Annotated in this window: 13 protein-coding genes; 3 read left to right on the top strand and 10 right to left on the bottom strand. The window is 60.7% G+C overall.

Features of this window, described 5'->3' with window-relative positions:
- Positions 1 to 174: 174 nt before the first annotated feature.
- The gene (ssb, locus tag ACQ4WN_RS08780; RefSeq protein ID WP_071075050.1) at positions 175 to 693 is read left to right on the top strand and encodes a single-stranded DNA-binding protein; all 519 of its coding nucleotides are present in this window, start codon (positions 175 to 177) and stop codon (positions 691 to 693) included.
- An 82-nt stretch (positions 694 to 775) separates the two neighbouring features.
- On the opposite strand, the gene ACQ4WN_RS08785 is transcribed toward ssb, so the two are convergent.
- The 4 genes from ACQ4WN_RS08785 to ACQ4WN_RS08800 form a co-directional block, all read right to left on the bottom strand.
- Positions 776 to 1,081, bottom strand: a complete 306-nt coding sequence (locus tag ACQ4WN_RS08785; protein WP_436551175.1) for a hypothetical protein — start codon at positions 1,079 to 1,081, stop codon at positions 776 to 778.
- Between the two features lie 114 nt (positions 1,082 to 1,195).
- Positions 1,196 to 1,708, bottom strand: a complete 513-nt coding sequence (locus ACQ4WN_RS08790) for a hypothetical protein (RefSeq protein ID WP_436551176.1) — start codon at positions 1,706 to 1,708, stop codon at positions 1,196 to 1,198.
- Between the two features lie 98 nt (positions 1,709 to 1,806).
- Entirely contained in the window at positions 1,807 to 5,388 is a 3,582-nt protein-coding gene (locus ACQ4WN_RS08795; RefSeq protein WP_436551177.1) for an ABC transporter permease/M1 family aminopeptidase, read from the bottom strand.
- A 9-nt stretch (positions 5,389 to 5,397) separates the two neighbouring features.
- Positions 5,398 to 6,315, bottom strand: a complete 918-nt coding sequence (locus ACQ4WN_RS08800; RefSeq protein ID WP_436551178.1) for an ABC transporter ATP-binding protein — start codon at positions 6,313 to 6,315, stop codon at positions 5,398 to 5,400.
- Between the two features lie 256 nt (positions 6,316 to 6,571).
- Between ACQ4WN_RS08800 and ACQ4WN_RS08805 the strand changes: the two genes are divergently transcribed.
- Positions 6,572 to 7,078, top strand: a complete 507-nt coding sequence (locus ACQ4WN_RS08805) for a hypothetical protein (protein WP_436551179.1) — start codon at positions 6,572 to 6,574, stop codon at positions 7,076 to 7,078.
- Positions 7,079 to 7,084: 6 nt separating this feature from the next.
- Here the strand turns inward: ACQ4WN_RS08805 and ACQ4WN_RS08810 are convergent, their stop codons facing one another.
- Entirely contained in the window at positions 7,085 to 7,933 is an 849-nt protein-coding gene (locus tag ACQ4WN_RS08810; protein WP_436551180.1) for a porin family protein, read from the bottom strand.
- A 228-nt stretch (positions 7,934 to 8,161) separates the two neighbouring features.
- Between ACQ4WN_RS08810 and ACQ4WN_RS08815 the strand changes: the two genes are divergently transcribed.
- Positions 8,162 to 8,908, top strand: coding sequence for a metallophosphoesterase family protein (locus tag ACQ4WN_RS08815; protein WP_436551181.1), 747 nt, complete (start codon positions 8,162 to 8,164; stop codon positions 8,906 to 8,908).
- Here the strand turns inward: ACQ4WN_RS08815 and ACQ4WN_RS08820 are convergent.
- From ACQ4WN_RS08820 to ACQ4WN_RS08840, 5 genes are all read right to left on the bottom strand, one after another.
- Positions 8,901 to 10,244 (bottom strand): sigma-54-dependent transcriptional regulator, encoded by a 1,344-nt coding sequence (locus tag ACQ4WN_RS08820; protein ID WP_436551182.1) that lies wholly within the window; start codon positions 10,242 to 10,244, stop codon positions 8,901 to 8,903. The two genes, ACQ4WN_RS08815 and ACQ4WN_RS08820, sit on opposite strands and share 8 nt — an antisense overlap.
- Complete coding sequence (locus ACQ4WN_RS08825) at positions 10,237 to 12,144, bottom strand: sensor histidine kinase (protein WP_436551183.1); 1,908 nt, start codon at positions 12,142 to 12,144, stop codon at positions 10,237 to 10,239. The genes ACQ4WN_RS08820 and ACQ4WN_RS08825 overlap by 8 nt, the downstream gene beginning before the upstream one ends.
- A 4-nt stretch (positions 12,145 to 12,148) precedes the next feature.
- Positions 12,149 to 12,358: a hypothetical protein gene (locus ACQ4WN_RS08830; protein ID WP_436551184.1), complete on the bottom strand. Its 210-nt coding sequence runs from the start codon at positions 12,356 to 12,358 to the stop codon at positions 12,149 to 12,151.
- Between the two features lie 45 nt (positions 12,359 to 12,403).
- Positions 12,404 to 13,414, bottom strand: a complete 1,011-nt coding sequence (locus ACQ4WN_RS08835) for a porin (RefSeq protein WP_436551185.1) — start codon at positions 13,412 to 13,414, stop codon at positions 12,404 to 12,406.
- Positions 13,415 to 13,522: 108 nt separating this feature from the next.
- On the bottom strand, positions 13,523 to 14,836 hold the full coding sequence (locus ACQ4WN_RS08840) for a dicarboxylate/amino acid:cation symporter (protein WP_436551186.1): 1,314 nt from the start codon (positions 14,834 to 14,836) through the stop codon (positions 13,523 to 13,525).
- Positions 14,837 to 15,037: the final 201 nt, after the last annotated feature.

A 15,037-nucleotide genomic window follows, 5' to 3' on the forward strand; every position in this document is an offset into this window, starting at 1 on the left:
AGTATTCAAGTTTCTTGTTTTCCCTTGCCGTGAAAAAAACGTGCTGCCGCACGGGAGAGGGCGTGCGCCAGAAAGCGGGTGCTTTGCGCCGCGTGGTCGCTTATAATCCTCGTTTAGTACACTAAACTACCGCGCGGGACACCGGCTCCCGCTGCAGTTCATCAGGAGTTATTCATGGCATCAGTCAACAAAGTCATCATCGTCGGCAATCTGGGCCGTGACCCGGAAATCCGCTACATGCCTAGCGGCGACGCGATCGCCAATATCGCCGTGGCCACTTCGTACAAATCGAAGGACCGCAACACGGGCGAACAAAAAGAATTGACAGAGTGGCATCGTATCTCGTTCTTCGGCCGCCTGGCGGAAATCGTCGGCCAATACCTGAAAAAAGGCTCGTCCGTCTACGTCGAAGGTCGTCTGCAAACCCGTAAATACACGGACAAGGACGGCGTCGAGAAGTACGCAACCGACATCATCGCGGAACAGATGCAAATGCTGGGCGGTCGCTCCGGCATGGGCGGCGACGCCGGCGGTGGCGATGACAGCTACGGTGGTGGTGGCGGTGGTGGCGGCTACGACGCCCCGGCCCCGCGCCAGGCACCCGCTCCGCGTCCAGCCCCGGCCCCGGCGCCACGCCCGGCACCGAAGCCAGCACCGAACTTTTCGGATATGGATGACGATATTCCGTTCTAATTCGGATAAAGCCATTTTTTGTTACTAGGAGCCTGTTTTCTGAGAGGAAAACAGGCTTTTTGCTTTATGGAACGAATAATGCCTACCTTGCAAGCGCTTCCAGACGCGGCATACCGACCCATCCCATCTGGCCCTGGCAGTGCCCACTCATCACGCGTACATGCGCAAGGGCTATGCCCGTAGCCCCTGGTGTATCATTTTTGATTTCAAGGATGGCAACCGTGTCGCCCTTCATCGGCTGGCAGGCATGCATGGCATTGCCTTCGATGGTTGCTTCCCTCAACAACACGTTGCTCTCGGTGAGCTTTGCCATGCGTTCGGGCGTTTGCGCTCCTGCCAGGCTACAGCTGAGTGCCAGGACGATGGCAATGAAATTGGCTCGTTGCATATCTCCTCCATTGTGTCAGTCAGAAAAACCAGCAATGGATAAGATCATCGGCAGGAGAAAAAATTCAATGCCGCTGGCCTGGAGGACAGGTACGCGCGCTGAATCACGCCAACCTCAATCGCGCAGCCCCATTTCCAGACTGTAGCTGGCCACCATATTCCTGCGCGCCGCGTTGCGCATCAGGTAGACTTGCACCGTGTACTCGCCATCGGCTGGCAGTTTTGCCTGGAAGATGTTGCCGCTGGTCGAGCCGATGAACAGGGCTTCATCCTGGCCTGGCTGGAGGATGTTGAAGTAATTCGATGATAGCTTGGTCTTGAGCTTGACGCTGAGAGTCTGGCCAGCCTTGCCTGTCAAGGTGTACTCGGCCGTGGCGTAGCCCTTGATCTTGCCTTTCACGCTGTGTGCGTTTTTTCCCGCCGTCAACTCGACGTTTTCCTTGTGGACCGGATCGGCGCTCCAGGCGGGCGTTGTAAAGACGAGGGCCGCCAGCAGCAGGCTGGCGCGGATGGCCAGGTGATGGTGCAGCATATTAAATTCCCCTATGAGCATGGATAAAAACCAGGCGATGGCCGTGCCGTCCATCTTACGCCAGCTGCTGCCATGCGCCTGTACGGCAGCGGGCATCGCCAGTATGCCCCGGCTTGATTGCACATAAAAAAAACCGGTCGCGCACGCATCGAATGCGCGACCGATTTGCGTCGCATCAAGGTTGCATTGAAGCTTTAATTCACACTGATTTCCTTGCGGTTATCGCGCGAGACGCGGTCGATCATCTTGTTGTACGGATCGACGCCCACTTCGAACGGTTTTTCCTTCACGGTAATGGTGATTACCGGGTCGCTGCCCGACACCATGCGCTTGTCCGTGAACAGGACTTTTTCATCCTTTTCCTTGCCGCCCGCAGGACGCGCGAAGATGGCGATTTCCACCGGCTCGTCATAGGCACGTGGGCTTTCCTTGCCCTTGCCGTCGGACTCCAGCTTGGCCAGGTGCAGCTGCATGGTGACATCCCACTGGCCATCCTTGCGCTGCACGGCCGACGCTTGCGTGACGCGGTTATCGTAGAAGACGATCTTCTCGAACAGGTCCGTGATCAGCGCCTGCTTGTCCTGCGGCGCTTCGGCGCGGATGGTGGCCAGCAGTTCCAGGGTGGTGGTGAACGGCGCCTGCTGGTAGCCCTTGTCCTGCAGATAGCGTTTCAGGGCACGGTTCAGGGCTGCCTCGCCGATTTCGTCGCGCAGGCGGTAGAACACCAGGCTGCCCTTGTTGTAGTGGATGTATTGCTGTCCCTCCACGCGCGCCAGCGGCTGTTCCTCGATGGCTTCGCCGCCGCGCCCGCTCAGGTAGCGGTCCAGTTCATAGCGCAGGAAGCGGCGCATTTTTTCGCGGCCATATTCTTTTTCCATCACCATCAGCGCCGAGTACTGCGCCAGCGATTCCATCAGCATGCTGGCACCCTGCACGTTGGCGCCGATCACCTGGTGACCCCACCACTGGTGCGCCATTTCATGCGCCGTGACGTAGAACACGTAGTCGATGTCATCCTTGTCGCGCAGGTCGGCGATGAAGCCGATGCCTTCCGAATACGGAATCGTATTGGCAAACGACTGGGCGAAGCTCTGGTAGCCGGGGAATTCCAGGATGCGCACCTGCCTGGCCTGGTAGGGCGTGAACTGGGTGGTGTAGTAATCGAGCGACTTTTGCACAGAGGTAATCATGCGCTCCGTGTTGTAGCCATGCTTTTTATCAAAGTACACTTCGATCGGCAGGCCATGCCAGTCGCCTTTCTTAACCTCCCAGCGCGCCGACAGGTAGGCAAAGAACGGCATCATCGGCTGGTCCATCTTGTAGCGGTAATAGCGGCGGCCATCCTTTTCCCAGCTTGCCTGCAGATAACCGGGCGCCAGCGCGATCTGCTCGCCGCTGGTGGAGACGGTGGTGTCGAAATTGATCCAGTCCGCTTCATTGCCAAAGACGGTGTTGCCGTAGGCCGACTTATCTTCCAGCTTGGCCATGCGCTGCGGTTCGCCCAGGCCCCGCTTGCGGCGCTCATTGCGGTCCAGCAACTCCATCTCCTTCGCATAGCCGAAGTGGGGGAAGAAGCTCTGGTTGTTGAAGAAGCTGCCGTTCAGGTTGACCTGGTCCGGCGCGCCGTCGTTGGTGAAACCCTGGTGCGTGACCGCCACCGTGAAGTCCAGCGGCAGGGTGGCGCCCGGCGCCAGGGGCTGGGCCAGCTTGAGGATGCTGAAGCCAAGTTCCTTGTCGTCGAGCACAACCTTGTGCTCAGGCAAATTCAGCCAGGTCGTCTTGAGCCGTGGATCGAGCTGGATGCGCAGGGTGTCGAGCGGCTGTGCTGTCTTGTTCTGCAGCACGTAGTGGCCCTTGATCAACACTTTACGTTGCTCAGGATAAATATCCACATCGGCCTGGATATCCGTGATCTTCGGCTGCGGCAAGTCCTTGTAGTGTTTGTACAATTTCTCGTAGCGGGCCTGCTTGTCCATGCCGATGTCCGACGGTTCGTACTGGTTCAGCACGTTCGTGTTGTAGAAGATCCAGCCACCCGTGCCCGCCCAGCACAGCACGACTGCAGCCAGCGCGGCGCCGGCTCGGCCTTGCAGGCGCTGGCGGGCCAGGCGCACGCGTGCGCGCCAGCCGGCGGACAGGCCGCGCACCCAGAACGCCCGCGCCAGCATCACCAGCGCCACGGTGAACAAGCTCCAGTACAGCGCGAACCAGGCCCAGCCCGTCAGGAAGTGGCCATAGCCATTCATGTCCGAATACTTGATGGCCGGCATGCCGCCAAAGGCGTACAGATTGTGTTCCAGGTGCAGCATGCCCAGCACGGCTTGCGCCACCATCAGCAGGATTACCAGCAAATAGCCGATGAACTTGTTATTCGACAACACTTGCAGGGTGAGGGCGCACAAGCCCATCAGCACGAAGAAGAGGGAAGCGAGCAGGGTGCCTTGCAGGTACAGTCCCAGTTCCACGGGCGCGCCGCCCTTGACGAGCTGGAAACCGATGGCGGTGATGACGCCCACCAGCAGATAGCCGGCGATGACGCCGACCAGGGCCGTGCATTTGGCCAGCAGGGGCACCCAGCCGGGCACGGGCATGGCATCGCTGACGTCGGCGATCTTCACCTGGCGCTCCTTGAAGATCAGTTCGCCCGCATAGAAGGTGACGATGATGATCAACAGGAAGCTGAAGCTGTTGCTGATACTTTGCAACATCAGATGCGTCATCGGATACACGGCCGTGCCATACATGCTCTTGGCCACGCTGGAGCCGGCGATCAGGTTGATGATGCCGAACAGCAGCATGACGAGGAAGGGCAGGCTCTTGAAGACGCCCGCCGCGTCGAAGCGCAGGATTTGCCACCACTGGCGCCAGGCTGTTGCCGGGGTAAACGTGGGGATGCTGCGCGGCAGGTGCAGCGGCGCGGCGACGGCCGGCGCGGTCGCCGGCGCCTTGTGCTTGCCGAACAGGCGCTTGCCAGTGCCCGTGCGCTGCGGCTTGAACAGGAGCACGGTGGCGGCAAACAGCACGGCGGTGATGCCCAGCCACAGGGCGCGGTTGGCCAGCAGGTAGCCGGACAGGGGCGGCAGGCTGGCATTCGACTCGGCGGCCGTGAAGTAGCGCGTCATGCGCCCGAAGGCGCGCACGCCGAACGGGTCGAGCAGCACGGCATACCATTCATTGTTGATGTCGCGCGTAAATACGCCGGCCATGGCCCACAGCACGAAAAAGCCCAGCACGCCCACATACACGAGCATCATCGAGCGCGTGGTGGCCGCCAGCAACATCAGCAGGGCGCCGATGAAGAGCAGGTTCGGGATGACGATGACGCCAAAGCTCCAGGCGTATGTGTGCAGCGAGAAGGCGCCCACGCGCTGCGCATCGACCCAGGGCATGACGGGCCCGAGCATGGTGGCCAGGGCAATGGCGATGAAGATCACCAGGCAGGCGGCAAAACCGGCGGCGAAACGGCCGAACAAGTAGTCCCACTTGCGCATGGGCGTGGCGAACAGCATGTCGGCCATGCCCACTTCGCTGTCGCGCAGCACGGCGCCGGCAATGAAGACGGTGACGAGCAGCATCGCCAGCAGGCTGAAGATGCCCAGCATCTGCGCTACCACGGTGGGGGCGTTGCGGTTGACGTTGCCGATGGCGCCGCCGATCTGCACCGAGTCGCTGGTGGTAGCGCCAAAGGCCATCAGGGCCATGATGACGGCAAACACCCACAGCAGCGGCTGTTTCAGCTGGTAGCCGAGGTCAAACTTGAAAAATTCCTTCCACATGGCGGCCCCTTACGCTGCGACTGCGACTGCGATTGCGGCCGGCGCGGCAGTACCGTGGCGGGCAGCATTGCGCACGTGCAGGAAGTACACGTCTTCCAGGTCTGCGGCGATCTGTACGAAGCCGCTGTCGGGCTGGCTGTCGGCAAACACATTGATTTGCGGCTTGCCGCCCACCAGGCGCGTCGATAGCACGTTCAAGGTTTGCTGGTACTGTGCCAGTTCTTCCGTCGTGACGCTGCGGCGCCAGACCTTGCCGTGCAAGGTATCGATGGCCGCCTGCGGTTCGCCCTGCACCAGCACCTGCCCCTTGACGATCATGGCCATGCGCGGGCACAGGTCCGTCACGTCGTCGACGATGTGCGTCGACAGAATCACCACCACTTGCTCGCCGATCTTCGCCAGCAGGTTCAGGAAGCGGTTGCGCTCGTCCGGGTCCAGGCCGGCCGTCGGCTCATCGACGATCACCAGGCGCGGCGCCCCCAGCAGTGCCTGGGCGATGCCGAAGCGCTGGCGCATGCCGCCCGAATATGTGCCCAGGTTGCGCTTGCGCGCTTCCCACAGATTGGTTTGCTGCAGCAAGGCTTCCACGGCTTCCTTGCGCGGCCCCTTCTCCGTCAAGCCTTTGAGCACGGCAAAGTGGTTGAGCAGGGTTTCCGCGCTGACTTTCGGATACACGCCGAAATCCTGCGGCAGATAGCCCAGCTGGCGGCGCAGGCCTGCCTTGTCCTTGAGCACATCGACGCCATCGAAATGGATGCTGCCGCTATCGGGATCTTGCAAAGTGGCAATGGTACGCATCAGCGAGGACTTGCCTGCGCCATTTGGTCCCAGCAAGCCGAACATTCCGTTGGGAATCTCCAGGCTGACATCGTTGATGGCCTTGACGCCATTGGCATACGTTTTGTTCAGCTGTTTGATCGATAGCATGTGCAGCACTCTCCAGAGCTTGGGTCTAAAAAGCCGGCAGATTCCTGTCTGCCGGTCTGTAAAAGGGGATTGCCCTTGTTTTTCAGCCGCGATGGCGGATATTACTGAAAAACAATAATATATAAGCAATTGGAGGGAAGTTAATATTTTTGCGACCAAGTGTGGAAATGCAGGGCTGAAATGCCGGAGGGACGGATGAGTGACGTGGTGCTACACTCGCCAACTCAGCGACGCCAGGTGGCGGAAAGACGAAATTATGCCGGTAGTACAGAACATGACATTGCGCGCCGTTGCGCCCGGCGAAGAGGGCGCGCTGGCGCAGTTGTTCCAGCTCTATTGCTACGATAATTCGGCCTGGAGCGGCGAGGCGCTGCTGGCTGATGGCCGCTATGACGTGTGCGACGCGGGGCTGGCGTCGTATGTGCACGCAGCCGGCCATACGGCCAGCTGGATCGAGGTCGGTGGTGAACTGGCGGGTTTTTTCCTCACGGAGCCTGGCATGGCGGGTGAGCTGGCCGTGCAGGAGTTCAGCGACTTTTTTATTCTGAAGCAGTACCGGCGCCGGGGCGTGGGGCTGGAAGTGGTGCGCAGAGTGTTGCTGGGCAGCGAGCAGACGTGGCTGGTGGCGATGTTCCGCGCCGATGCCGCAGCCTGCGCCTTCTGGCAGCAGGCGTTTGCGCGCCTGCCGTTTGCCAGGGTCGAGGCGTGGGACGATGCCAGCCTGCCGCAGTTTCAGCTAACTCTGCTGAAACCGGCGGCCTGAGCTGGTTTAGAAGCGCACTTTCACATACGCCGACGGTCCCGTCAGGCGGATGTTCAGGTCGGCATCGCGTTCGCTGTCGCGGTGCAGTTTGATTTTCGACATGCCGTAATCGGCCACGAAGCCGATATTCTTGAACGGAAACCATTCCACGCCGACATTCCCGCCGTAGATATGACCGTTGATGCGTCCGCCATTTTTCTTGATGCCCGACGCTTCCGCATACATGCGCAAGTCCGGCGTGAAGGCGTGGCGCCAGCCCACTTCCAGCAGCGGCGCAAACGCGTGCTCGCCGATGGAGTCGCGTGCCGTGGCCGTTGCGCCATTCACGACGCCGGTGGCCGTGCCGTTCAGGCTGGCATGATAGTAAGCGGCGCCCAGGCCGATGCCGAAGGTGTCGTTGCCGCTGCCCAGCCACCATTTATAGGCCAGCTTGGCCAGGTCCAGTTTCAGGTCGGCATTCGCCGTGGCCGTGCCCGTGACGGGCTGGCCATTGATGATAGTCTGGCCCGTCAGGCTTGGCGTGTAGGATTTGTCGTAGCGGTAGTAGTCGAATGCCAGGCCGTGGCGGTCGCCGATCAGCAAGTCCGCCTTGATGCGCGGGATGGTGGTATGGCTGGGCTTAGCTTCGGGTGCGTCGATGCGGCCAAACTGCGTGTCGGCACCGATATTGATGCGCGGATCGGCAGAAAACGCCCCTACCGAGATGCTGGCACGGTCCAGGGCGGGCGATGGCTCGGCCCGCGCCGTGGCGGCCGCCGTAGCAATGCCCAGCACGCCCAGCATCATGGTGCTGCGCAAGGCGAGATGGCGCAGGCGTGGTGGGGACAGGCGGGTGGGCACGGACATGGCAAACATCGAGTAACTCCTCAGGATAAAGTGAACACTGTCGCAACGCTTGGGCGGCCCACGCTGGGCAACAGTGCAAAGAGGAAATGGTAGCAATTGTTACTTTTAAATTACGTAGCCGCACGGCGCAAGTGGCCGTCGGATTTGTCCTACCTTGAGTAATAGCTGGTACACGCACCGGCATTGCCTGCAACGCAGGACGCGGGCAGAATGGTGCGCACAAGGAGGAGATACCGCATGAAAATCGCCGCCATTTCCGATATCCATGGCAACCTGGACGCGCTTGAGGCCGTGCTGGCCGCCATCGCCCGTCAGGGCGTGGATGTGATCGTCAACCTGGGCGATATCGTCTCGGGCCATCTTCAGCCGCGCGCCACGGCGGCGCGTCTGATGGGCCTCGGCTTGCCCACCATCCGTGGCAACCACGAGCGCCAGCTACTGGCTGATCCGGCCCGCATGGGCGTGTCGGACGCCTATGCACGCGCGCAACTGTTGCCCGAGCAACTCGCGTGGATAGACGCGCTGCCGGCTACCTTGCGTTTGCGCCACGATGTGCTGCTCGTGCATGGCACCCCGACAAGCGACCTCGTGTATTTTCTCGACAGCGTCACGCCGCAGGGCAGCCGCGCCGCGACGCCGGTGGAGGTGGCCGAACGCGCGGGCGAGGCAGACGCGGCCTTGATCCTGTGCGGCCACACGCACATGCCGCGCCAGGTGCGACTGGCCGACGGGCGGCTGATCGTCAACCCGGGCAGCGTAGGCTTGCAAGCCTACGACGATGACCATGGTTATCCGCACGTGATGCAGAACGGCACGCCGCATGCGCGCTATGCGATTGCCGAACAGGGGATGGACGGCGTCTGGACGGCGCACTTTCATGCGGTAGAGTATGACTGGGATAAGGCGGCGCGGCTGGCGCTGGCGAATGGCAGGCCCGACTGGGTCGTGCCACTGCGCACGGGCCGTGTTGGCGTGCTTACCTGAACTCTTCGGCCACCAGGTTGTACTTCTGCATCTTGTGGTACAAGGTCTGTTTCGGCAAGCCCAGCACCGCGCTCACTTCGCTGACGTTGCCGGAATATGTGCGCAGTTCTTGTTCGATCAGCGCACGTTCGAAGCCGTTGACTTGCTCCGCCAGAGACAGGGGACTGGCCTGGTTGCCCGCCAGCAGGCTGGAGGCACCACCGGCGATGCCCAGCACGAAGCGGTCGGCGATATTGCGCAGTTCGCGCACGTTGCCGGGCCAGGAATGGGCCATCAGGTTGCGCATCTGCGCGCTGGAGACCACGGGTGCGGCGCGGTTGTAGCGGGCGGCGGCGGCCAGCACGAAGTGCTCGAACAGGATGGGAATATCCTCGCGCCGTTCGCGCAACGGCGGCAGATGCAGCACGATCAGATTCAGGCGGTAATACAGATCGCTGCGGAATTTCTGCTGCTGCGACAAGTCTTCCAGGTCCAGCTTGGCCGCTGCGATGACGCGCACGTCGACGGGCGTGGGCACGTTCGAACCGAGCCGTTCGATATAGCGTTCCTGCAGCACGCGCAGCAATTTCACTTGCAGCGACAGGGGCAGGCTTTCGATTTCGTCGAGGAAAAAAGTGCCATGGTCGGCGTGCTCGATCTTGCCCACTTGCCGCTTGGCAGCACCCGTAAACGCGCCCGGTTCATGGCCGAAGACTTCGCTTTCGAAAATACTTTCGGGAATCGCGCCGCAGTTGACGGCGACGAAGTTGTGCTTGCGGCGGTGGCTGAAGTCGTGCAGGCAGCGGGCCACCATTTCCTTGCCCGTGCCCGTATCGCCATAGATCAGGACGTCAGCCGGCTCATCGGCTACGTCGAGGATCAGGCGCCGTATGTCGCGCATCGCCACGGAATTTCCCAGAAGGCGCGCTTCGATGCCGCCGCCGTCTTCCAGCTGGCGGCGCAGGCTGTGCACTTCCAGGGTCAGTCGCCGCGTTTCCAGCGCGCGCAGGATGACGTCGACCAGTTGCTCGGATGAGTATGGTTTTTCAATGAAATCGTAGGCGCCCGTGCGCATGGCGTGCACGGCCATGGTGATGTCGCCATGGCCCGTGACGAGAATCACGGGCAGGTTGGCATCGAGCGTCTTGACCGCCTGCAGCAATTCCAGGCCGCTCATGCCCGGCAGGCGCACATCGCTGACCACGATGCCGGGAAAATCCGGCGTCAGCAGTTTATAGGCCAGCTCGGCCGAGTGGAAGGCCAGCACGTCCAGGCCTGCCAGCTGCAGCGCCTGCTCGCTGCCTTCGCGTACGGTGGGGTCGTCCTCGACCAGCAAGACCTTCAAGCCGTCAAACATGTTTTTCCTCCTGCGTTGCAATCTGTAGTTCGATGGTGAAGATGGCGCCGCCGCCGGGGGCGTTCCCGGCGCGCAGCACGCCGCCGAACTGGCGTGTGATCTGTTCAGATATCGCCAGGCCCAGGCCCAGACCCAGTCCTTGCGGTTTTGTTGTGAAGAACGGTTCGAACAGGTGTTCGTACACTTCCGTCGACAGGCCGGGCCCCGTGTCGGCCACGTGGATCAGTACGTGTTCCGGTGTGCATTCGACGGCCACGCGCAAGCTGCGCACGTCGCTGCCATTCATGGCGTCGAGCGCGTTGGCGTACAGGTTCACCAGCACCTGCTCCAGGCGGTTGCTTTCGCACATGGCGAAGATGTCTTCAGGCGGCAGCTGCAGGGTGAAACGCACATTTTCAACCTGCAGGCGGCGCTCGACCAGAAACAGGGCGTTGCTGATCGCCGTGGGTATCGACACGGAGGTCAGGCTGGTGGTCGATTTACGTGCAAAAATCTTCAATTGCCCCGTAATGGTTCCCATTCTGGCCGCAATTTGCGAAATCTTCGCCAGGTTGCGCCGCGCGTCGTCGAGCCGCCCCCGCTCGAGCAGGATGACGGCATTGTCGGACATGGTGCGCAGCGCCGTCAGCGGCTGGTTCAATTCATGCGTGATGCTGGCCGACATCTGTCCCAGCACGGCCATCTTGCCGGCCTGAAACAATTCATTTTGCGTGATGTGGAGTTTTTGCTCGGCCTTGCTGCGCACCTCGATTTCCTGGCTCAGGCTTTGCGTCATGGCATTGAGTTCCGAGGTGCGTTCCTCGACCATGGCTTCCAGGTTGTCATAGGCATGCTGCAGGTCTTCGCGGGCGCGCAATTTTTGCGCCACGGCCGCGCGACGCTGGCGCAGGTAAAAGAACAGCAGCATGAAAAAGCCCAACAGCACGCAGGAGAAGGCCGCCGCCGCGCGCGCGCTGGCCTTGGCCTGCGCCAGGTCAGATAAATAGATGAAGGTCCAGCCTTGCGGCGACTTGAGCTTGATCTGCGTCATGACGCTCGAGCTGATCTTCGGTGGCGTATCGGCGTGTTCTTGCTCGCGCACGCTGATCACACGGGCGCCATTGCCCAGCTGGCGGTCGGAAACGAAGGGGATGGCTGCCAGTTGCTTTGAGTAATACTGGCGCGTGCGATTGAGTTCTTCGACGATGGCGGGCGACAGCGGCGCCAGAGTCTTGTATTTCCAATCCGCCATGGAACTGAGAAAGATCACGCCGTGCTCATCGGCCAGCATGACCTTGTCCGCGCCTTGCACCCAGCGTTTTTCCAGGGTTTCCAGGTTCACCTTGACCGTTGCCAGGCCCAGCATGTGGCCATTCTGGTAGATGCCATGGGCAAAGAAGTAGCCGGGCTCCAGGCGCGTCGTGCCTACGCCATAGAAGCGGCCCGGCGTACCGCGTAGCGCATCCTGGGCGTAGGGGCGGAACGAGATATTGTCGCCAATAAAGCTGTCGGGCTGCTGCCAGTTGCTGGCGGCCCGCGTGTTGCCGTCGAGGTTGCTGATGAAAATCGTCGACGATTTCGCCTGGGCATTCATTTGTTCCAGGTAATGGTTGACCGTATCGACCAGCACCGGGTCTTCCGGGTGCTGCAGCAGGCGGATCACGTCGCGGTTCAGTTCCAGGGTCTTGGGCAGGAAGTCGTATTTTTCCAGCGCATTTTCCAGGCTGCTGACATACACCTCCAGGCGCTGTGCGCCGCTGGCCTGCAGTTTGCCAATGGCGATGCGTTCGGTCCAGAAATACACGAGCCAGACGGTGGCCAGGCAGGCGGCCAGCACCACGCCCCAGGCCAGCGTTTCGCGGCCCGACCGTTGGGACAGGCGCTGGCGCCAGGAAAGGGAGGGTTTGTTACTGCTATGCATAAAATCAGCTGCCAACTTGCAAGAACCCACAGTATCGCATCTTGATGATCTCAATATAAAAAAAGCCGCCGGAAAGTAATCCGGCGGCCAGCAGCGTGCTTGACGCATATTTCACGAACATCACGACGTCCGACAAAATCGTAGCGAGCGGCAGTGATTTGTGGCCGAGAAGCGCAACCGTACTTGAGTACGGGGGCGCCGAGCCGGTGAGCATCGCCGGCCGCAAAGCGCGCCGCGCAGTAGATTTTGGCCGACGTCCTCAGAAAGTGTGGCGCATGCCTAAGTTGAAACCGCTGTTACCGGTGCCATCGTCGGTGGCATTGCCGACAACGAAGGTGGCGCCGTTCTTGTTGCGGATATGGCCGTAACCGGTGTACAGGTCGCTGCGCTTGGACAGGGCGTAGAACGCGCCGATGGCCCACTGCTGGGCGTCACGGTTTGCGTTGCTCTTGTCGTTATGGCGGATGTACGACGCGACCAGCTTGGTGGCGCCGAACGGGGCGCTGAAGCCAACCAGGATGTCATTGCTCTTGCTGTCGTTGCTCTTGTTGTCGTCGATGGTGCGGTTGTCTGCATAGCCGAAGTTACCTTGCAGCACGCCAAAGTCATAACGCGTGGCCAGCAGGGTGTTGCGCGTTTGGGCGGTCGCCAGCGGATTTTCCTTGCGGTGATGGGTCAGGGTCACGTTCAGCGGGCCATCGATGTAATGCACGGCGCCGCCCATGCTGCGGTTTTTCGCATTGTCGCCGGCTACTTCGCCAAAGCCATACGCGAGTTCGGCCGACAGCTTGCTCCAGGTCGGCGTGCTGTATTGCACCATGTTATCGACGCGGTAATTCGTCGTCGACATGATGTTCGATGCCGTGCCGGCCAGGCCGATGACAAACGGATCGGCCACGTCGCGCAGGGCCAGATAGTACGGAGTATATTGGCGGCCCAGGGTGACGGCGCCGGCGCTGCCGGTCAGGCCCACATACGCCTGGCGGCCGAACAGCCGGCCGCCCTGGCCCGAGGTACCGGTATCGATATTGAAACCGCTTTCCAGCACGAAGGTGGCGGCCAGGCCAGCCCCCAGGTCTTCCTTGCCCTTGAAGCCGATGCGCGAGCCCGAGGCCACGCCCGAGGCGACGCGGTTCAGGCGATCGCCGGCCGCATCTTTGTCGAACACCAGGCCGGCGTCAGCCACGCCATACATGGTCACACTGGATTGAGCCAATGCGCCGCCGGAAGCTGCGCCAAGGGCCAGCAGGGTAAACAGGACTTTTTTCATGAAAATCTCTCTAATAAGTTGGAATGACTACTGATCGCACTACCTGACTGCTTGTTACTCAACATGGACAACAAATAAATGGCCCGCTTGTGGCGGGCCATGGCGCTATCAGGCTTTGCTAGCGTGGTCAGCTTCGCCCCAATGGCTTTCCGTATTCTGGTTGGCGGCGTTGGCCGCGGCGGCTTCTTCCTCGGTGGCCAGGCCACCTTCCCACTTGGCGACGACGGCCGTGGCGACGGCATTGCCGACCGCGTTAGTGGCCGAGCGACCCATGTCGAGGAATTGGTCGACACCCATCAGCAGCAGCAAGCCCGCTTCCGGAATATTGAACTGGTTCAGGGTGGCGGCAATCACCACCAGCGAGGCGCGCGGCACGCCTGCCATACCTTTCGAGGTCAGCATCAGCAGCAGCAGCATGGTGATCTGCGTGCCGATCGACAGGTCGATACCGTAGGCTTGCGCAATGAACAGCACGGCGAAGGTGCAGTACATCATCGAGCCGTCGAGGTTGAAGGAGTAGCCCATAGGCAATACAAAACTGGAAATCTTGCGGTCCACGCCGAACTGGTCGAGCGCCGTCAGCAATTTTGGATAAGCCGCTTCCGAGCTGGCCGTCGAGAATGCCAGCAGGAAGGGTTCGCGGATCAGGCCGACGAGCTTGAAGATACGCGGGCCGATGACGATGAAACCGGCACCGATCAGCAAGACCCACAGGCACAGCAAGCCCAGATAGAAGCCGCCCATGAACTTGGCAAACGTGACCAGCACGCCCAGGCCGTGGGTGGTGATGACGGAGGCCATGGCGGCGAACACGGCCAGCGGGGCCAGGTTCATGATGGTGCCGGTGATGCGCAGCATGACTTGCGCCAGCTGGTCGACGACGGCCGTCAAGGTCTTGCCCGATTCGCCCAGGCCGGCCAGTGCGCCGCCGAAGAAGATCGAGAACACCAGCACTTGCAAGATTTCATTGTTGGCCATGGCCTCGATCGGCGACTTCGGCACCAGATGCGTGAAGAAATCTTTCAAGGTGAAGGCAGCCGTTTTCAAATTGGTCGAAGCGTGTACGTCCGGCAATGGCAAGCCCAGGTTGGTACCCAGCTGCATCAGGTTCGACAGCACCATGCCCAGCGCCAGCGAGACCAGCGAGGCAACGACGAACCAGCACATGGCTTTCAAGCCGATGCGGCCCGCTGTCTTGCCGTCGCCCATGTGGGCGATACCGACTGTCAGGGTGGAAAATACCAGCAGCGCAATGATCATCTTGATCAGGCGCAAGAAGACGTCGGTGACGATGGAAATATTGCCAGCGATTTGAGCGCTGAGCTTGGCATCAGGGAAGGCGGTGTTGCATCCATAGCCCACGGCAATGCCGAGGATCATGGCAATCAGGATGTACAGGGTTAATGGCCGTTTCTTTTTCATTTTGACTCCTCCGGTGAAACGCCGCTGTGAGCGGATTATTGATAGCGAGCAACTCAAGCTTGGAGTCAATATTTCTCAAAAACAAGCCCTTGCGTGCCAGCGATTATTTGCAGCAAAACCTGTACATAGCAAAGGATATGCCTGAAATGGGAATTTGGGTCCTAACTTCTTAAGTTGTTGATTTAAGGAAGTTTTTTTGTT

This window comes from Janthinobacterium pasteuri, from assembly GCF_051380775.1.
In the GTDB taxonomy this organism is placed as follows: Bacteria; Pseudomonadota; Gammaproteobacteria; order Burkholderiales; family Burkholderiaceae_D; genus Janthinobacterium.